Here is an 18675-nt window from a genome sequence, read left to right on the forward strand (position 1 = left end):
CGCGTTTATCGTTCGTGCGCCGCGCCGGCCTACTGCTTGAAGTCGGCCGGGGTCAGCGATTCGGTCAGCGCGTCGCTGTAGGGCGCCAGCTTGCCGTCCTTCCAGCGTATCCAGACCAGGTCCTTGGCAGTGAGCGCCTCGTGGTTGGTCTTGCTGAACGGCTTGTCGTAGTTCTTCAGCAGCCCGTCGACCGGCTCCTCGAGGTCCTCCAGGGCCGTGCGCACGGCCGGGCCGTCGGTGCCGCCGGCCTGCCGGATGGCGGCGGCCACCAGCAGCACCGAGTCATAGCCGTGCAGCGCAAACGAGAACGAGCTGGGCGCGCGCAGCTTGGCGCCGATGCGGTCATAGAGCTTCTGCTGTTCCGCCGTGCGCTTGTCGCTCACCGTGCGCATGAATATCGGCTTCTCCGACAACTCCTTGCCGGCCGCGTCGTAGAAAGTGATGTTGTCCGAAGCCCAGGAGGTCAGCGTGAGCGGGAAATAGTTGATCTTCTCCATGCTGCGGATGAGCTGGGCGTTGGGCGTGCCCTGGGCCCACACCACCAGCGTATCCACCCCGGCGGCCTTCATCTTGTTCAGTTGCGAAGTCATGTCGGTGTCGCCCACGCCGAAATGCTCGGTCGCCGCGATCTCGATGTCTTGCAGCTTGGCGATCTCCTGCATGTCCTTCATGCCGCCCTGGCCGTAGCCGGTGGTCTCGGCCATCAGGCCGACCACTTTGGACTTCTCGCCGTTTTTCTTCACGTAGGCCATCAACGCAGCCACTTGCTCCCGGTCCACCATGGAAACGCGGAACATGTAGTTGTCGGCGTTCGGCCGCATCGGCTTGGTGATGTCGGTGCCCGACCCCACGTTGCCCATGACCGGGATTTTCTTGCGGTTGGCGATGTGCTTCCAGGCCATGGCGTTGCCCGAATTGGTCGGGCCGAATACCGCCACCACGCCCTCGTTGTCGATCAGGTCGCTCATGTTCTGGATGGACTTCGGCGGCGCCGAGACATCGTCGCGCGTGACCAGCGTGATCTTGCGGCCCAGCAGGCCGCCCGCGGCGTTGATGTCCTCGATGGCGGCCGCCATGCCCAGCACGGCGGCCTGGCCGCTCTGCGCCGAGGGCGACGCCGATAGGTCGCCGTTGTAGCCGAACTTGATGTCCTGCGCGCAGGCGCCGGCCCCGGCCAGCGCCATCGTGGCCGCGAAGGCCAGATACAGATGTTTAAGCCTCATGTTGTCTCCTGGTGATTATGGCTATGCGGGCGATTGCGGGCGGACGGCTCAGACCGCCAGGAAGCCTCCATCCACCGGCAGCGTCACGCCCGTCACATAACGCGCCATGTCGGAGGCAAGGAAAATCAACGGCCCGACCAGGTCGTCGGTCTGGCCGACCCGTCCCATCGGAATGCGCGTCATGAACGCGGCCAGCCGGTCCGGGTCTTCGCGGGTGGCCGCCGTCATGGGCGTGGCGATCACGCCCGGCGCCAGCGCATTGACCCGTACGCCCTGCGGCGCCAGCTCGGCCGCCAGCGACTGCGTGAACATCTTGATGGCGCCCTTGGAAGGCGAATAGCCCAGGCTGCCCGCCTGTCCCGCATAGGCCGCGATCGACGCCAGGTTGACGATGCAGCCGCGCGTGGCGCGCAGGGCGGGCAGCCAGGCGTGGGTCACATTGAAGGTGCCGTGCACGTTGACGTCCAGCGTCGCTTTCCAGTTCGCGCTGGCCCGGGGGCTGCTGGTGTTCTCGCGGATGATGATGCCGGCGTTGTTGACCAGCAGGTCCACCGCGCCGATCTCGGCGCCCACCCGCGCGGCGAGCGTCCGGCATGCCTCGGCCGAAGTCACGTCCAGGGGGAACGCCCAGGCCGCGCCATCCTCGGCGCGCACCTGCGCGGCGGTTTCTTCCACGGCGGCGGCATTGATATCGGTCACGATGACGCGGGCGCCGGCTTGCGCCAGCCCCAGGGCAATGGCGCGGCCATTGCCCTGGCCCGCGCCGGTCACCAGGGCCAGCCTGCCTGGCAAGAGCGGCGGCGCGATGGTGTCGGGATAATGCATGCAGTCCTCCTGGTGATGTGCGCGTCTGGCAGCGGTATTCACGCCATTGCGGCCGCGGTCGCGGCCATCGCGGGTTCGCCCTGCGCGGCGCGCGCCCGGGCGGCGGCCGCCAGCTGCATGCCGGCGATATAGCCGAAGGTCAGCGCCGGCCCCAGCGTGATGCCCGCGCCCGGATAATTGCCGCCCATCACGCTGGCGGCGTCGTTGCCCACCGCGTGCAGCCCCGGGATCGGCTGGCGCTGCGCGTCGAGCACGCGCGTGCGCGCATCCGTCACCAGGCCCGCGAAGGTGCCGATGTCGCCCACCACCAGCTTGATCGCGTAGTAAGGCCCGCGCTCCAGCGGCGCCAGGCAGGGATTGGGCGTCACGCTGGCGTCGCCCTGGTACCGGTTGTAGGCCTTGCTGCCCTTGCCGAACGCCGGGTCCTCGCCGCGCCGGGCCCCGGCGTTGAATTCCTCGATAGTCGCTTGCAGGGTGGCGGCATCTACGCCGATCTTGTCCGCCAGTTCCGCCACGCTGTCGCCGCGCTTCAGATAGCCGGACTTCAGGTGGCGGCCGATCGGCATCGGGAATGGCGCCACGCAACCGAGGCCGTAGTTGCGCAGGGCCCTGTGGTCGCACAGCAGCCAGGCCGTTACCTCCGGCTTGCCGCGGCACGCGGCGACCATCGCCTGCACGAAGTCGTGATAGGAATTGCCTTCGTTGGTAAAGCGACGGCCCTCGGTCGTCACAGCGATGACGCCGGGCTTGGCGCGGTCGATGAAATGCGGCATGACGCCCGCGCTGCCATCCGGGCGCGCGGTGACCGAGGTGGGCACCCAGGCCGCGGCATGCGGGATGGTGCCGTCCACCACGCCGCCGACCGACTCGGCCAGGCGCAAGCCGTCGCCGGTGTTGGTCGCGGGTGACGGCGAGAAGTGCTCCTGGCCGGTCGGCGCATGCGGGAACAATGTGCGGCGCCGTTCGATGTCGTAGGGAAAACCGCCGCAAGCCAGCACCACGCCGGCCGAGGCGCGCACCTGCTGCTCGCGGCCCTCGCGCCGCACGATCGCGCCGGTCACGCGGCCATCCTCGAACAGCAGGCGCGTGACCGGCGCGGACAGCCATACCGGAATATCCAGGTCCATGCCGGCCTTGGCCAGGCGGCCCGCCAGCGCATTGCCATTGGTGAGCGTCATGCCGCGGCCGTAGCACAGCACGTCCAGGAAGTGCCGCGCCAGGCGCCTGGCCACATAGCCAAACGACGTGGGCGACTTGAAGGCCCGCATGAAATGCTTGATCTCGGCCCCCGAGCCCAGCATCATGCCGAACACCGTCAGCTCCGGCAGCGCCGGCGCCAGCTGCTTGACGCGCGGCCCGAGCTCGCGCCCGTCGAACGGGCGCGTCACCATCGAGCGCCCGCCGGGCTGTCCGCCCACCGCTTCCGCGTGATAGTCGGGAAACACCGCCGGCATGTCGAATTGCACGCAGGTGTTGCGCGTGAAGAACTCGATGGCCCTGGGCCCGTTCTCCAGGAAGGCGTCGACCCGCGCCTCGTCGAAATGCGTGGTCGCCTCGTGCCGCAAATACTCCTTGGCCGCGCCGGCGGGCTCATGGATGCCCTGCTCGGTGGCCAGGTGCGTGCCGGGAATCCACAGCCAGCCGCCGGAGCGCGCCGTCGTCCCGCCGTAGCGGCTCTCCTTCTCCACCACCAGCACCTTCAGCCCCTGCGAGGCCGCGGTGACCGCCGCCGCCATGCCGGATGCGCCGGTGCCCACCACCAGCACGTCTACCGCAACGTCCTCTTGCGCCATGCCATGCCTCCGCCTTTTTTTGATGTGCCGGATCATTCTGAACCGATCATCTGATAATTGTCAATGCGTATGATAGTATCGAATCGTACGTATTAGACGAATGCATCCGTTAATGTCGTGGTTTACCCTATGCCGATGACTCTCGAAAAACAGGCTGTAGACTCGCCCATGGAAAAAAACCGGCGCGGCATCCAATCCGTAGAAATAGGCAGCGCCTTATTGCTGCAGTTGGCGCGCCATGTGCCCCCCATCGCGCTGAAAGACCTGGCTCGCGCCGCCGGCATGACGACCGGCAAGGCGCACCCCTACATGGTGAGTTTCCTGAAGGTGGGCTTCGTCACGCAGAACGATGCCGGACACTACGAGCTCGGGCCGCTCGCCCTGCAGTTGGGGTTCGCGCGCCTGCAGCGCCTGGACCCGGTCAAGGAAGCCACGCAGTTCATCGAGCCCCTGGCCGCCGAGACCCGCCAGAGCGTGGCGCTGGCCGTCTGGGGCAACCTGGGCCCCACCATCGTGCGCCTGGAAGAGCCGATCGAGCCCATGCACGTGAACCTGCGCACGGGCACCGTGATGGCATTGACGACGACGGCGACCGGCCGGCTGTTCGCGGCCTATTTGCCGCACAAGATCGTCGAGCGCGCCCTGCAGGAAGACCGCGCCTATCCCGGCGCGCGCAGCGGCGCGCGGGTGAGCATCAGTACCGAAGCCTTCGAGGCCGCCCTGGCGGAAACGCGCCGCCACGGCATGTCGCGCTCGCTGAGCCAGCCCATCCCCGGCATCGACGCCCTGTGCGCGCCGGTGTTCGACTCGGCCGGCCACTTGGCGCTGGGCATTCTCGTCATGGGACCGTCGGCAACTTTCGACAGCGACTTCGACGGCGCCGTGGCGCGGCCGCTGCGCGCCTGTGCGCTGGAAGTCTCGCGCCGGCTGGGGTATCGGGGGGAGTGAGGCGGCTATGGCCAAATTGCGTGCCCGCACTTACGACACCGCAGAACGTGCGCACGCCAGAAGCAATGGCGCTCTATCTTGATGCAAGCTGAGCCGCCGTCTACGACGCCGGATATCGCACCGGCGTGACGTGCGATTTTCGGCCAATCTCAAACCGCCAAGAAAAACGCCGCTCGAATGAGCGGCGTAAGTCTTTGATTTCGAAGCAGTTTAGTGGGGTGGCTGATGGGACTCGAACCCACGACAACCGGAATCACAATCCGGGACTCTACCAACTGAGCTACAGCCACCGTTGCTACTGCAAAGAGGCCGCATTCTAGCATATTTTTTCCGGCCTGCCGCCTCGCCGGCCAGCCGCGGAGAACCGTTCCCCAGCGGGCCGCGCCTTGCTATCCTGGCGCATCCGCCGCCGCGTGCTGGGGCGCGGCCGGCGCGACTCATACGGGCTTCTATAAATAAATATGGATCGCTTCCACGAGCTTCTGAACGAATATTGGCCGCACCTGGTCTTCGGCGTCAGCGTGGTGGCCGGCACCGGCGCGGCGGTGCATGCGGCGATGACCAAGCAGGACGTGCGCGCGGCCATCGGCTGGGTCGGGGTCGCGCTGTTCTCGCCGCTGTTCGGCGCCCTGTTCTATTTCGTGGCGGGCGTGAACCGCATCCATCACACCCGCGTATCGCAGCAGCGTGACGAGGCCATGCTGACCTACGCCGGCCATGCGCAGGCGCCGGTCGACGACGTGGTGCCCTATTCCGCCGTCCAGTTCGCCTCGCTGAAGACGTTGGGCGACCGGGTCAGCCGGTTTCCGCTGCTGGGCGGCAACATCGTGCGGCCGCTGGCCGGCGGCGACGAAACCTACCCGGCCATGATCCAGGCCATCCGCGCGGCGCGCCATTGCATCGCGATGCAGAGCTACATCTTCGACAGCGATGCGATCGGCCGCGAAGTGGCGCAGGCGCTGATCGAGGCGCACGAGCGCGGCGTCCAGGTGCGCGTGCTGATCGACGCCATCGGCAGCAAGTATTCGCGCCCCTCCATCATCCGCCGGCTGCAGCGCGGCGGCGTGCGCACCGCGCGTTTCATGACCAACCCGCTGGGCATCATGCGCATGCCGTACGCCAACCTGCGCAGCCACCGCAAGATCCTGGTGGTGGACGGCCGCATCGGTTTCACCGGCGGCATGAACGTGCGCGCGGCCTTCGTGCGCGCGCTGGCCGGCGACGACACCAATGGCGACGTCCACTTCCAGCTCGAGGGCCCGATCGTGGCGCAGCTGATGTCGGTGTTCGCGCACGACTGGAATTTCACCACGCACGAGACCCTGGACGGCGCGCTGTGGTTTCCCCCGCCGGTGCCGGCGCCCGGCACCGTCCCGATGCGCTGCGTGCCTTCCGGCCCCGACCGGGCCGTGGTCAGCACCCGCAACATGCTGCTGGGCGCGCTGGCCGTGGCGCAGCGCCACGTGCGCATCCAATCGCCCTACTTCCTGCCCGACCAGCCGCTGATCGGCGCCCTGGCGACGGCGGCGCGACGCGGCATCACGGTCGACATCGTGATCCCGGGCCGCAACAACCTGCGGCTGGTCAACTACGCCATGAACGCGCAGCTGGACCAGATCGTGCGCACCGGCTGCCGCGTGTGGCGGGCGTCCGGCCCGTTCGACCATTCCAAGCTGATGACCATCGACGGGGCCTGGTCGTACGTCGGCTCATCGAACCTGGATCCGCGCAGCCTGCGCCTGAATTTCGAGCTGGACACGGAGGTCTACGACCGCGCGCTGGCCGACTGGATCGCGGCGCGCATCGACGGCCACATCGCCAATGCGCGGCTGGTGACGCTGGAACATCTATACAGCCAGCCGTTCGCCAAGCGCCTGCGCAACAAGATCATCTGGCTGGCGTCGCCGTACCTGTAGGCGGCAGCGGCATCTACCAGCCCGGCCGCCGTCCGTCAGTTATGGCTGGCCTTCCACTGGCCCGAAGGCTGCCGGCAGAACAGGAACGACCAGTCTTCCGAGCCGGCGCCACTGCTGACCAGGGCGTCGAGCTGGCGGCATTTGCTGGCCTTCTGGGTCTCGACGGTGTGGTCGACGGTCATCTTCACGCTGACCGGCTGGCCGCGCCGCGGCGCGGAGCTGGTCCAGGTGGAGCTGGCGCCGTCGGGCTGGTTTTCCAGCACGTTGTGGACCGTGGTGCGGAAATCGGCGAGGTCCTGCTTGGGGATGCTGGTCAGGATGGTGTGATTCATGAAGGCCATGCTGGCCGCCTGCACCGAGACGGAACATGCCAGGAGCACGCCGCCAGCCAATAACGCACTTTGCTTTCTCATGGTTTTCGCCTTCTGGGTGGACCGGAATCCGCGGTGGTGGCCCGCCCTACACGATTCGAACGTGTGACCGCTCGCTTAGAAGGCGAGTGCTCTATCCAACTGAGCTAAGGGCGGGTTACGGGCCTGCGCGTATGATAACGCGCGGCAATTGTACCGTGCCGGATTGCCCGGATTGCCCTCACTCCCCGTCCAGCTCGGCGGCGGTCGACACCCACAGCACCATGGCGTCTTCCGCGCTGACGCTGATCACCCGGTGCCCCATGCGGCTATCTATATAGAAGCTCTCGCCGGCCGCCAGGCGAGCCGGCTGGTAGTACTCGGTGTGCAACTCGATCTCGCCGCTCAGCACATAGACGAATTCCTCGCCGCGGTGCCGGCTCCAGTCGTGGAACTCGCCGAACGAGCGCGCCTTGACCCGCGTGTAGAACGGCATCATGCGCTTGTGCGACAGCGCGTTGCACAGCAGCCGATGGTCGTAGTACGGCGTTTCGTAGGAACGCCCCTCGCCGCGCAGGCTGATGGAGCGGCGGCCGGTCCCCATGTGCTCGTGCGACGGCATGAACAGCTCGGCCACGTCCAGCTCCAGCCCGGCGGCGATCTTCAGCAAGTTGTCGTAGGTGGGCGACAGCAGGCCGTTCTCGATCTTGGACAGCGTCGAGGCGGCAACGCCAGTGGCCTGGGCAGCCTGCTTCAGGGTCCAGTCGCGCGCCTTGCGCAGGTCGCGCAGCCGTTGCGCCAGGACGCCTTGCTTGGTGCCTTGCATGGGCGTTCCCCTATCATGCGCGTGAACGGCGTTCGCGCAGCCAGTCGCGGGCCTGGTACGACCAGTATGTCATTTGCACCGCCGCGGTGCCGAGCGGGCCGCCGTTCCAGTCCAGCCCGAACGGTGCGAACTGGCGATAGCGCTCGCTCTCGCCGCAAATGCCTTCCGCCACCACCCGGCCGCCGATGGCCGTGGTGTTCATGCCGTGCCCGCCGAACGCGGTGCAGTACCAGACGCCGGGCTGCAGCCTGCCGATCTGCGGCATCAGGTGCCGAGCGTAGGCCATGCGGCCCGACCAGGCGACTTCGACGCGCACCCCGGCCAGTTGCGGATATACCGACAGCAGCTCGGCGCGCAGGGACTCGGCCAGGTCGGGCGGATCATCGATGCGGGTGGTGATGTGGCTGCCCCAGCTGATGCGCCCGCCCTCCACCACCCGGTAGTAGTTGCCGGCGCGGCGCGTATCGCCGATGGCCGCATCGGTGCGGATGGCGTCGCGCACCCGTTCGCCCAGCGGCTCGGTCAGCATGATGTAGGTCGCGATGGGCAGCATGGCGCGGCGCAACGCCGGGACCAGCCCGTCGGTATAGCCGCCGGTGGCCAGGACCACCGTCTGGGCTTCGAGGGTGGCCTCCGGCGTGGCCAGGCGCTTGACGGCGCCCGCCAGGTCGGCCGAGCGCACCGGGGAATCCTCGTGGATGCGCACGCCGAGGCGCGCGCATTCGCGCGCCAGCGCGCGCGCATAGTTGAGCGGATGGAAATGGAACGAAGCCGGGTCGTAGACGCCCTGGAAATAGGCCTTGGAGCGCAGCAGCTCGCGCACTTCGTCGCGCGCCAGCAGGCGCACATCGCGCCCGAACTGGCGCTGCTCGTCGCAATAGCGGCGCAGCGCATCGGTGTCGTCGTAGCGCAGCACGCGCAGCCGGCCGTCGACCTGGCGCGCGTCGCCGATGGCCAGGTCGCGGATATTGGCGCGGATGATTTCCACGCCCTCGATGGACAAGCGGTACAGCGCCTCGTAGCCGCGCTGGCCGACGCGCTTGCGGATCAGGTCGGCGCCAGCCGAAAACGCCGGCGATACGGACCCGCCGTTGCGGCCCGATGCGCCCCAGCCGACGCGACGCGCCTCGAGCAGGGTCACCTGGCGGCCGCGGCGCGCCAGCTCCAGCGCGGCCGTCAGGCCGGCCAGGCCGCCCCCCACCACGCAGACTTCGGTGTCGGCCAGCCCGGCCAGCGCGCCGTAGCGCGTATGCGCATCGCCCAGCGTGCGCCTGTAGAAGGTGTCGATGTAGTCGGAAACCATGGTGGCTCGGCGTGCGGACCGGCTTGGGATGCGGGCGGCGGGACGGGCTCAGGCCAGCGAGGCCGGGGCCAGCGATCCGGCGACCCGCTTTTCGACCCAGTTGGCCAGGCGCAGCAAGGGATAGCAGTATATGAAATAGATCAGCGCGATCAGGGCGTAGATGAACAGCGATTTGCTAGGGTAAGTGATCATGAAGACTTCGCCCTGGCGCGTCAGTTCGGTAATGCCGACCACCGACAGGATGGCGGTGCTCTTGATCAGCATGACGTATACGCCGCTCATCGGCTGCACGATCAGCCGCATGGCCTGCGGCAGCACCACCAGCCGCAGGATCTGCAGCGGCTTGAGGCCCAGCGTCATGGCGCCCTCGGTCTGCCCGCGCGGCACCGCCTGGATGGCGCCCATGACGATCTCGGCCACATAGCTGGACGTATACACCGACAGCGACACGAAGGCCGCCGTATCGGAATCCCATTCCAGCCAGGCCACGCCGCTGCTGGGCAGCACGAAATAGAACACGTACAGCTGCACCAGGAACGGCGTGCCGCGCAGCACGTGGATGTACAGGCCCAGCAACTGGTGCAGCACGCGGATCCGGTAGCTGCGCAGCACGCCGATGACAAACCCCAGCGCCGAGCCGGCGATGATGGCCACGAACGACACCTTCAGCGTTTCCAGGAAGCCCTTGAGCAGGAAGGGCATCACCGTCACGGCGGTCGACAGGTACTCTTGCAGCATGCGTTACCTCGCGTTCCAGGCGGGACCGGCCAGCCACAGGCCAACCAGCCGCGACAGCCCCAGCATGAAGGCGTAGATCAGCAGGTATCCGGCCGCGATGGTCAGGAAGCTCTCGTTGGGCACGATGCGCTCGCTGTTCATCAACACGCCGGCGGCCACCAGTTCGAACACCGCGATCAGCGACAGCAGCGAGGTGTCCTTGATGAGCACGGCGGTCTGGCCCAGCAGCGGCGGCAGGGTGTTGGCGAACGCCTGGGGCAGCACCACGTAGCGCAGGCGCTGGCCGAAACTCATGCCCACCGCCTTGGCGCCCTCGATCTGGCCGCGCGGCACCGACTGGATGCCGACGCGCACGATCTCGCTCATGTAGGCCGTATGGTGCAGGGTGAGCGCGACGATGCCGAGGATCATCTCGCTCCAGCCCTTGGCGGCTGGTATGAAAGCCGGCAGCGCGTAGTACACCAGGTAGATCTGCACCAACAGCGGGGTCGCGCGGATGAACTGGATATAGCCCGCCGCCGGACGCCAGGCCAGGCCCCGGCGCGCCATGCGCGCCAGCGCCACCGGCACGCCCAGCGCCACCGACAACACCAGGCTGGCGCCGGCCGCGATCAGCGTATTGGCCAGCCCGGCGATGAACTGGTCGGTGTACTGGCCGACGATGCGCCAGTTGTAGTAGTCGATCAGCCAGTTCATGGGCTATGACCTGCCGGCACGCAAGCGGACCATGCGCCGGGCCGCCATCAGTGCTCCTTCTTCCAGTCGGTGGAGTACCAGTACTTGACGGTCTCGGGCAGCGAGTTGTCGGCGGTGCGCAGCTCGCGCCAGTTATCCAGCCAGAATTTCAGGCGATAGGCATCGGGCGCCACCGCGAACGCCAGGGGTTCGCGCACCATGACGCCTTCCAGCACGCGCAGATTCTTGAAGTCGGCCACGAACTGGTTGGCCGTGCTCAGCGCCATCACCCCCGCATCCAGCCGGTTGCTCGACAAGGCCTGGCCCACCGGCGCGCTGCCGCCGGAGAATTCCTTGAGCTTGGCCTGCGGCAGCAGCTTGCGCGTGGCTTCCGCATACGTGCTGGCGCCCAGCGCGCCGATAGTGACGTCCGCCTTGTTGAGCTCGTTGAAGTGCTTGTAGGGCGAATCGGTCGGCACCACGGCCACCGTCTCGGCGTAGAACATCGGCGCCGAGAACAGGATCTGCGCGGCGCGCTGCGGCGTCGGCGTCATGTCGGCGGCGATCATGTCGGCCTTGCCGGCCAGCAGCGCGGGGATCAGGCCTTTCCATTCGTAGTCCTGCAGCACCAGCTTGACGCCCAGGTCGTCGGCCATGCGGCGCGCCAGCTCGACCGCCAGGCCGGTGCGCTTGCCGGATTTGTCCATGAAGCTCATCAGCGGGCCGGACGTCTGCACCGCCACGCGGAATTCGCCGCGCTTGAGGATATCGTCCAGCGCATCGGCGCGCGCCGCCGAGGCGGCGCAGGCCGCGGTCAGGGCCAGTGTCGCGATGCCCAGCCATTGTTTGATTTTCTGCATGTCAAGACCCTCTTTGGTGGTATGGGCCGCCGGGCGCGGAACACGCCGGGCGGTACTGCAGTGGTTGCCGCGCCGGCCGCGCACCCTGCGGCGGCCGGCGCGGGTGCTACAGAATCTTGTCCAGGAACGCCCGCGTGCGCGGGTGGCTGGGCGCGCGGAACAGCATCTCGGGCACGCCCTCTTCGACGATGCGGCCGCCGTCCATGAACAGCGCGCGGTCGGCCACGTCGCGGGCGAAGCCCATTTCGTGAGTGACCACGGCCATGGTCATGCCGTCGCGGGCCAGCTCGCGCATCAAGTCGAGAATGCCGCCCACGGTTTCGGGGTCGAGCGCCGAGGTCGCTTCGTCGAACAGCATCAGCTTCGGGTCCATGGCCAGCGCCCGGGCGATCGCCACCCGCTGCTGCTGCCCGCCGGACAGCTGGCTGGGATAGCGGGCGCCGAACTCGGCCATGCCGACCCGCTCCAGCAGCCCGCGCGCATAGCGCTCGGCCTCGGCGCGGCCGCGCTTGCGCACCACGCATTGCGGCAGCGCCACGTTGTCCAGGGCAGTGCGATGCTGGAACAGGTTGAAATGCTGGAACACCATGCCCACTTCGGTGCGCCAGCGGTTCAGGTCGGTGGCGGCATCCGAGATCGACACGCCGTCGATGCGGATATCGCCCGCGTCGATCGACTCCAGCCCGTTGAGCGTGCGCAGCAAGGTGCTCTTGCCGGAGCCCGACGGCCCCACCACCACCAGCACTTCGCCGCGCTCGATGCGGCAGTGGATGTCGGTGAGCGCCGCATGCGGCGGCTGTCCTTCGCGATGAAAGGTCTTGTGTACTGCTTCGACCACGACCAATGGATCCGGCACGGGCTGCCATCCCAAAAAAAGGTTTCGCATTCGACGTCAGAGTTTCGTATAGTAAATTTTTCTGCCGCGATTCCACTTAGGCATTTCCCTAACGCTGCCGCCCCAAGGAGACATGCGATGACCACGCCCCAAGAGATCCTGCGCGCCCTCGGCCTGAACGACACCGTCCTGCAAGGCGGCACGCTGGCGGCGCACAGCCCCATCGACGGCGCGCGCCTGGCGCAAGTGCAGGAGCACACCGTGGCGCAGGCCCACGCCGCCATCACGCGGGCGCGCCAGGCCAGCCAGGCCTGGCGGCTGGTGCCCGCGCCGCGCCGCGGCGAGCTGGTGCGCCTGTTCGGCGACGTGCTGCGCCGCCACAAGCGCGACCTGGGCCGGCTGGTCTCGCTGGAAGCCGGCAAGATCCTGGCCGAGGGCGAAGGCGAGGTCCAGGAAATGATCGATATCTGCGACTTCGCCCTCGGCCTGTCGCGGCAACTGTACGGCCTGACCATCGCCTCGGAACGCCCCGGCCACCGCATGATGGAAACCTGGCATCCGCTCGGCGTGGTCGGCGTGATCAGTGCATTCAATTTCCCGGTCGCGGTGTGGTCATGGAACACCGCGCTGGCGCTGGTGTGCGGCAACGCCGTGGTATGGAAGCCGTCCGAAAAAACGCCGCTGACCGCCCTGGCCTGCCAGGCGCTGTTCGCACAGGCGCTGCAGCAGTTCGGCGACGCGCCGGCGGGCCTGCTGGAAGTGCTGATCGGCGGCCGCCAGGTGGGCGAGGCGCTGGTCGACTCGCACGACGTGGCGCTGGTGTCGGCCACCGGCTCCACGCGCATGGGGCGCCAGGTGGCGCCGCGCGTGGCGCAGCGCTTCGGCCGGGTGCTGCTGGAGCTGGGCGGCAACAACGCGATCATCGTGGCGCCCTCGGCCGACCTCGACATGGCGGCGCGCGGCATCGTATTCGGCGCCATCGGCACGGCCGGGCAGCGCTGCACCACCACGCGCCGCCTGATCGTGCACGAGAGCATCGCCGACGACCTGCTGGCGCGCCTGCGCGCCGCGTATGCCAGCGCGCCGATCGGCAATCCGCTCGAGGCCGGCACGCTGGTGGGCCCCCTGATCGACCGCGCCGCCTTCGACGCCATGCAGCAGGCCCTGGTAGCGGCGCGCGAACAGGGCGGCGCCGTGACCGGCGGCGAACGCGTGCTGGCCGACACCTATCCGGACGCCTGGTACGTGCGGCCGGCCATCGTCGAGATGCCGGGGCAGACCGACGTGGTATGCCACGAGACTTTCGCGCCGATCCTGTACGTGATGCGCTACAGCGGCTTCGACCAGGCGCTGGCCATGCACAACGGCGTGCCGCAGGGCCTGTCGTCGGCGATCTTCACCAACGACCTGCGCGAAGCCGAGGCCTTCCTGTCGGCCGCCGGCTCGGACTGCGGCATCGCCAACGTCAACATCGGCACCTCGGGCGCCGAGATCGGCGGCGCGTTCGGCGGCGAGAAAGAAACCGGCGGCGGCCGCGAGTCCGGCTCGGACGCCTGGAAGAACTACATGCGGCGCGCCACCAACACCATCAATTATTCGCGCGAACTGCCGCTCGCGCAGGGCATCAAGTTCGGCGCATAGCGGGCTCCGCGCGGGGCTTCGCAATCGTTTGCTTACATGCGGTTGCAGGAGCCCCCTGATGCGGTGCTACAGTGCGTCGTCATCTTATTTCCCTGCTTCATCATGTTTTCGGACACCGCTACCCCTTCCCCGCTGCGCGCGCCGGTCCTGGCGGCGCTGCTGGGGCTCGCGACGCCGGCCATGGCCGGCATCACCTACCAGCTCGAGCGCCCGGCCGCCTCGCCCGGCGAGACGGTGCAGATCCAGGCCGTTTATTTCAACGACGGCGAGACCGGCGCGCAATGGCAGCCGCCGGCGCAACTGGTGGTGCAATGGCGCGGCGCCGACGGCGCCATCGTGCGCAGCATGGCCTCGCTCGCCAGCCCGCAGGCGCCGCTGAACATCCCGGTGAACAACTTCGCCCGCGTGGCCTGGAGCACGGTGGTGCCCCGCCAGGCGCAGGGCCTGCAGGCCCTGTCGATCGAAGGCGAACCCACCATGATGGCGCTGGACGTGTCCGGCCGTGAAAGCGGCACGCTGGCCAGCGCGCCGGCCCAAGGACCGGTGGTCGACGCAAGCACCGGCGAACCCGTGCCGGTGGCCGCCGTGACCGCCACCGGCGCCCAGCCGGATGCCGGGCCGGCGCCCGCCGACGCGGCGCGCAGCCAGTTCCATGCCCAGCCCACCGCGTTCGACGCCTTCCGTGGCGCGATCTCCGAATACCAGCCCATGTACTTCGACATCGGTACGCGGGACCGCACCACGGCCCGCTTCCAGATCAGCGCCAAGTACCGCCTTTTCACACCGCCCGGCGGCCGCCCGGCCACCTTCGGCGAGAACTTCTACCTGGGCTATACGCAGACCTCGCTGTGGGACCTGCAGGGCGATTCGATGCCATTCATCGACACGACCTTCAATCCCAGCGTGTTCTGGCTGTCCGACAACCTCTGGACTTCGCCCAGCCAGCACTGGCGGCTGGGCCTGAACACCGGTATCGAGCACATGTCCAACGGCAAGAGCGGCGACGATTCGCGTTCGCTCAATGACGCCTATGTGCAGCCCGCGATCAACTACCGTTTCGATGGCGGCAGCACCCTGACCTTCGCGCCCAAGATCAAGGCGTACGTCGGCGTGGCGGACGAGAACTCCGACTACCGCGACTACGCCGGCTTCGTCGACTGGAACCTGCGCTGGGCCCAGGACAACGGCGCCGTCATATCGGCCATGTACCGCCAGGGCGCCAGCCGCCATCGCACCACCCAGCTCGACTTCGCCTGGCCGTTGCGCCGCACCTGGCTGGACATGAACGGCTACCTGCACCTCCAGTATTTCAACGGCTACGGCGAAACGCTACTGGGCTATAACCAGCGCAACGAATCGCAATTCCGCATCGGCCTGTCCATCGTGCCGTAGGAGGCTTCCCGCCATGTATTTCGACTTGTCCGCCATCGATCGCCGCAACGCCTACAAGCTGATGACCTCGACGATCGTGCCGCGCCCGATCGCCTGGGTGGTCAGCCAGGACGAGCAAGGGCGCAACAACGCCGCGCCGTTCTCGTTCTTCGGCGCCATGTCGGGCGACCCGCCGATCGTCTGCATCGGCGTGGGCTCGCGGCCGGACGGCCCCAAGGATACGGGCGCCAACTTGCGCATCGATTCGGGTTTCGTGGTCAACATGGTGTCGGCCGCGCTGCTCAAGCGCATGAATGTGACGGCCATCGACTTCGCTCCCGGCGTCGACGAGCTGCAGGCCGCCGGGCTGGCGGTCGCCGCCTCGCACAAGGTGGCGCCGCCGCGCATTGCCGACAGCCCGGTCGCCATGGAGTGCGTGGTGCGCCAGATCCTGGACATGGGCCCCGAGCGGCGCATCGTGGTGGCCGAGATCCTGGCCTTTCATGTGCGCGACGACGCGGTGCTGGATGCGGACCGCTGCTATATCGACACCCCGAACCTCGACCTGGTGGGCCGCATGCATGGCGGCGGCTGGTACACCTACCAGGGCGAACTGGTCGAAGTGCCGCGCTGGAGCGAGGCCGACTGGCGCGCCAGCGGCGAGCCGCGCGACTGACGCCACGACCCGCCCAGGCAAAGGCCGCATGCCCACACATACGCTGCTTGTCGAACGCACGCGCGGCGGCCCCGATGCCGCCGGCGACGCCGTCGAATGCCAGCACTACGGCTCGATTGCCGTGGTGGACGCCGACGGCCGCCTGGTGGCCAGCGCCGGCGACCCCGATGCCCCGACTTTCGCGCGGTCGGCGCTCAAGCCCTTCCAGGCCCTGCCGTTCGTGCGCGCCGGCGGCGCGCAATATTTCGGCCTGCAGTCCCGCCACCTGGCGCTGCTGTGCGCCAGCCATTCCGGCGAGGCCGAGCACGTGGCCGGCGTATCCGCCATCCTGGAGCGCGCCGGCTGCGCGCCCGCCGAATTGCAGTGCGGCTGCCACGCGCCGATTGCTTTCGAGATGCCCGGCGCCAGCGCGCCGGCGGACTTCCAGCCGACCCCGCTGCACCACAATTGCTCGGGCAAGCATGCCGGGTTCCTGGCGTATTGCGCGCAGCACCGGCTGGGCCGGCACGATTACCTGGCCGCCGGCCACCCTTTGCAGGCCGCCGTGCGCGCCGCCATCGCGCAGGCCTGCGGCGCGCCGGACGAGGCATTGCGCGCGGCAGTGGACGGCTGTTCGGCGCCGACCTACGCCCTGCCCCTGTCCGCGCTGGCGCGCGGCTATGCCGGGCTGGCGGCGCCAAGTCCCGGGCATGGTGACACGGCGGCGGCCCTGCGCATGCTGTACGACGCCATGGTGAGCCATCCGTTCCTGGTGTCCGGCTCCCGGCGCTCGGACCTGGCGTTCATGAGCGCGGCGCCGGGCGACTGGGTCGCCAAGGTCGGCGCCGACGGCGTGCAAGGCCTCGGGCTGCGCAGCCAGGGGCTGGGCATCGCGGTGAAAGTCTCCGACGGCAACATGGCCGCGGTCTATGCCGCCGCTATCGAGGCGCTCCGGCAGCTCGGCCTGGCCGCCGGCGCGCCCGGTTCGGCCCTGCACGCGCTGGCGCAGCCCGAACTTCGCAATGCTGCCGGGCTGCGTACCGGACAGGTGCGCCCGGCGTTCACGCTGCGCCGCCACTGAAGCGGTTTCAGGCCACGCCCCACAACAGCACGGCCGCCACGGTGGCCAGCACCAGCCCGCACACCACCGGGATCAACAGGGCCCGCGCCACTTCCAGCACCGGCACGCGGGCGAACCCCGCCACCGCGATCAGCGACGACCAGGCGATCAGCGTGCCGCCGCCAGTCCAGACCGCCCCCATCTGGCCGATGGCGGCCAGCGCGGCGGGCTCGACGCCCGCCGCCGGCCCGAGCGCACCCGCCACCGTGCCCGTCAGCGGCAGGCCCGAAAAGCCCGATCCGTCGATGCCGGTAATCATGCCCATCGCCAGCACGCCCAGCCCCACCAGCAACTGGCTGTCCGGGATCAGGTGCTGGCCCGCCTGCACCAGTTCGAACAGCAGGTTGGGCACGTGCTGGCCGGCCGGAATGCCCAGGATGCTGCCCGCCGTGCTGTCCGAGCCGATGAAGAAAAAGCCGGCGATCGGCAGCACCGACCCCATGGCCTTGAAGGCGAACACGAAGCCGTCGGTCAGGTGGTCGGCGGCCAGGTCGAGCATCTTGCGACAGCCCTCGGCCGCCATGGTGGCCCATATCATCAAGAGCGCCGCGACGCCGCCGATCAGCATGGCGGCATCGCCGCCCTTCAACTCGGGCGCGCCGCTGATGAACTTGGGCGCGACCATCACCAGCACGACCAGCAGGAAAGCCAGCGGCGTGAGGATGGCGAACATGCGGGAGGCCCCGGCGTGGTCGTCGCGCCGCAGCTCGGCTTCGATCTCGGCGTCCGTGGCCAGGTCGTGCTCGTGCGCCGTGCCGCGGGCGATCTCGGCCTTGTCGTAGGGCCCCGCGCCCTGCACGGGCTGCAGTCCCAGGCCGGTGGGCGTGAGCTCCCAGCGCTCCAGCAGCGCGTTGCTGCCCGGCTGGATGAACCTGCGGATTTTCCAGTACGACAGCGACAGCGCCACCGCGCCCACGATCAGCGACAGGACCAGCGCGCGGTCGCCCACCAGCGCCGCGCTGATGCCGCCGGCCGCCTTGGCGCTGATGCCCGGCGCGACCCCGATGACGTAGTCCGACGACAACGCCATGCCCTGCCCCGCGATGGCGATCGCCATCGCGCCCGCCAGCGGTGGCAGGCCCGCGGCGATGGCGGCCGGCAGCAATACGGCGGCCACCAGCGGCACCGCCGGCGTGGGCCAGAAGAACAGCGAGATCAGATAAGTGACCAGGGCCAGGATGAAGAACGCGGTGTGCCCGTTGGTCATCACGGCGCGAAAGGGCCGCACCATGCGTATGTCCGAACCAATGTGCTTGAGCGAGTTCAACAGCGCCGTCATCAGGGCGATGATCAGGAAGATGTTGAACAGCTCCCGCGCGGCGGTCATGCTGGCGCTGAAGATGCTGCCGATGCCGGTGACCAGGCTGCCGGACCAGGCAAACGCCACCACGGCGGTGGCGATGATCGACGGCACGACCACGTTCGCGCGGAATGCCATCGTGACGATGATCACCAGCACGCCGGCCAGATAAGCCCAGTGCGCTGGCCCGATGGCCAACGAAGTGTCCATGGCTGCTTCTCCCCAATATTCAAGTAAAGAAAGCTACTCCGTATACAATATACACATGCAACAGCAAAATCCCCTAGTATTTACCC

Annotated in this window: 17 protein-coding genes and 2 tRNA genes; 6 read left to right on the forward strand and 13 right to left on the reverse strand. The window is 68.2% G+C overall.

Annotation, left to right across the window (positions count from 1 at the left end; translation table 11 throughout):
- Positions 1–29: 29 nt before the first annotated feature.
- Genes ACKTT0_RS00795 through ACKTT0_RS00805 form a run of 3 tightly spaced genes read right to left on the reverse strand, consistent with a single transcriptional unit; the run spans position 30 to position 3841 of the window.
- Positions 30–1223, reverse strand: coding sequence for an ABC transporter substrate-binding protein (locus ACKTT0_RS00795; RefSeq protein ID WP_407847314.1), 1194 nt, complete (start codon positions 1221–1223; stop codon positions 30–32).
- A 48-nt stretch (positions 1224–1271) separates the two neighbouring features.
- Positions 1272–2048, reverse strand: a complete 777-nt coding sequence (locus ACKTT0_RS00800) for an SDR family NAD(P)-dependent oxidoreductase (RefSeq protein ID WP_407847316.1) — start codon at positions 2046–2048, stop codon at positions 1272–1274.
- A gap of 38 nt (positions 2049–2086) precedes the next feature.
- Entirely contained in the window at positions 2087–3841 is a 1755-nt protein-coding gene (locus tag ACKTT0_RS00805) for an FAD-dependent oxidoreductase (protein WP_407847318.1), read from the reverse strand.
- 168 nt (positions 3842–4009) lie between these two features.
- Here ACKTT0_RS00805 and ACKTT0_RS00810 point away from each other — a divergent pair, with 168 nt between their 5' ends.
- Positions 4010–4789 (forward strand): IclR family transcriptional regulator, encoded by a 780-nt coding sequence (locus tag ACKTT0_RS00810; RefSeq protein WP_407847320.1) that lies wholly within the window; start codon positions 4010–4012, stop codon positions 4787–4789.
- 214 nt (positions 4790–5003) lie between these two features.
- On the opposite strand, the gene ACKTT0_RS00815 is transcribed toward ACKTT0_RS00810, so the two are convergent.
- Positions 5004–5079 (reverse strand) — tRNA-His (locus ACKTT0_RS00815).
- Between the two features lie 171 nt (positions 5080–5250).
- Here ACKTT0_RS00815 and ACKTT0_RS00820 point away from each other — a divergent pair.
- Positions 5251–6705, forward strand: a complete 1455-nt coding sequence (locus ACKTT0_RS00820) for a phospholipase D-like domain-containing protein (RefSeq protein WP_407847322.1) — start codon at positions 5251–5253, stop codon at positions 6703–6705.
- A gap of 35 nt (positions 6706–6740) precedes the next feature.
- On the opposite strand, the gene ACKTT0_RS00825 is transcribed toward ACKTT0_RS00820, so the two are convergent.
- The 8 genes from ACKTT0_RS00825 to ACKTT0_RS00860 form a co-directional block, all read right to left on the reverse strand.
- Positions 6741–7118 (reverse strand): hypothetical protein, encoded by a 378-nt coding sequence (locus tag ACKTT0_RS00825; protein ID WP_407847324.1) that lies wholly within the window; start codon positions 7116–7118, stop codon positions 6741–6743.
- Positions 7119–7155: 37 nt separating this feature from the next.
- A tRNA-Arg gene (locus ACKTT0_RS00830) sits at positions 7156–7232 on the reverse strand.
- Positions 7233–7296: 64 nt separating this feature from the next.
- Positions 7297–7881 (reverse strand): helix-turn-helix domain-containing protein, encoded by a 585-nt coding sequence (locus ACKTT0_RS00835; protein WP_407847326.1) that lies wholly within the window; start codon positions 7879–7881, stop codon positions 7297–7299.
- Between the two features lie 13 nt (positions 7882–7894).
- A complete protein-coding gene (locus tag ACKTT0_RS00840; protein WP_407847328.1) occupies positions 7895–9184 on the reverse strand; it encodes an NAD(P)/FAD-dependent oxidoreductase in 1290 nt (429 codons plus the stop codon).
- A 48-nt stretch (positions 9185–9232) separates the two neighbouring features.
- Positions 9233–9922 carry an amino acid ABC transporter permease gene (locus tag ACKTT0_RS00845; protein WP_094807208.1) on the reverse strand — a complete coding sequence of 230 codons (690 nt, stop codon included), beginning with the start codon at positions 9920–9922 and terminating at the stop codon, positions 9233–9235.
- 3 nt (positions 9923–9925) lie between these two features.
- Entirely contained in the window at positions 9926–10618 is a 693-nt protein-coding gene (locus ACKTT0_RS00850; RefSeq protein WP_407847330.1) for an amino acid ABC transporter permease, read from the reverse strand.
- Positions 10619–10665: 47 nt separating this feature from the next.
- A complete protein-coding gene (locus ACKTT0_RS00855) occupies positions 10666–11457 on the reverse strand; it encodes an ABC transporter substrate-binding protein (protein WP_407847332.1) in 792 nt (263 codons plus the stop codon).
- 106 nt (positions 11458–11563) lie between these two features.
- On the reverse strand, positions 11564–12343 hold the full coding sequence (locus ACKTT0_RS00860; RefSeq protein ID WP_407847334.1) for an amino acid ABC transporter ATP-binding protein: 780 nt from the start codon (positions 12341–12343) through the stop codon (positions 11564–11566).
- Positions 12344–12430: 87 nt separating this feature from the next.
- On the opposite strand from ACKTT0_RS00860, the gene amaB reads away from it, so the two are divergent.
- The 4 genes from amaB to ACKTT0_RS00880 all read left to right on the forward strand — a co-directional run bounded on the left by amaB (position 12431) and on the right by ACKTT0_RS00880 (position 17040).
- On the forward strand, positions 12431–13933 hold the full coding sequence (gene amaB / locus ACKTT0_RS00865) for an L-piperidine-6-carboxylate dehydrogenase (RefSeq protein WP_407847336.1): 1503 nt from the start codon (positions 12431–12433) through the stop codon (positions 13931–13933).
- 102 nt (positions 13934–14035) lie between these two features.
- Positions 14036–15325 (forward strand): phospholipase A, encoded by a 1290-nt coding sequence (locus ACKTT0_RS00870; RefSeq protein WP_407847337.1) that lies wholly within the window; start codon positions 14036–14038, stop codon positions 15323–15325.
- 13 nt (positions 15326–15338) lie between these two features.
- Entirely contained in the window at positions 15339–15980 is a 642-nt protein-coding gene (locus ACKTT0_RS00875; RefSeq protein WP_407847339.1) for a flavin reductase family protein, read from the forward strand.
- A 28-nt stretch (positions 15981–16008) separates the two neighbouring features.
- A complete protein-coding gene (locus ACKTT0_RS00880) occupies positions 16009–17040 on the forward strand; it encodes an asparaginase (RefSeq protein ID WP_407847341.1) in 1032 nt (343 codons plus the stop codon).
- A 7-nt stretch (positions 17041–17047) separates the two neighbouring features.
- On the opposite strand, the gene ACKTT0_RS00885 is transcribed toward ACKTT0_RS00880, so the two are convergent.
- Positions 17048–18589, reverse strand: a complete 1542-nt coding sequence (locus tag ACKTT0_RS00885; protein ID WP_407847343.1) for a hypothetical protein — start codon at positions 18587–18589, stop codon at positions 17048–17050.
- Between the last annotated feature and the right edge of the window lie 86 nt (positions 18590–18675).

Source organism: Bordetella saccharivorans, from assembly GCF_045862855.1.
Taxonomy (GTDB): domain Bacteria; phylum Pseudomonadota; class Gammaproteobacteria; order Burkholderiales; family Burkholderiaceae_B; genus Bordetella_A; species Bordetella_A petrii_F.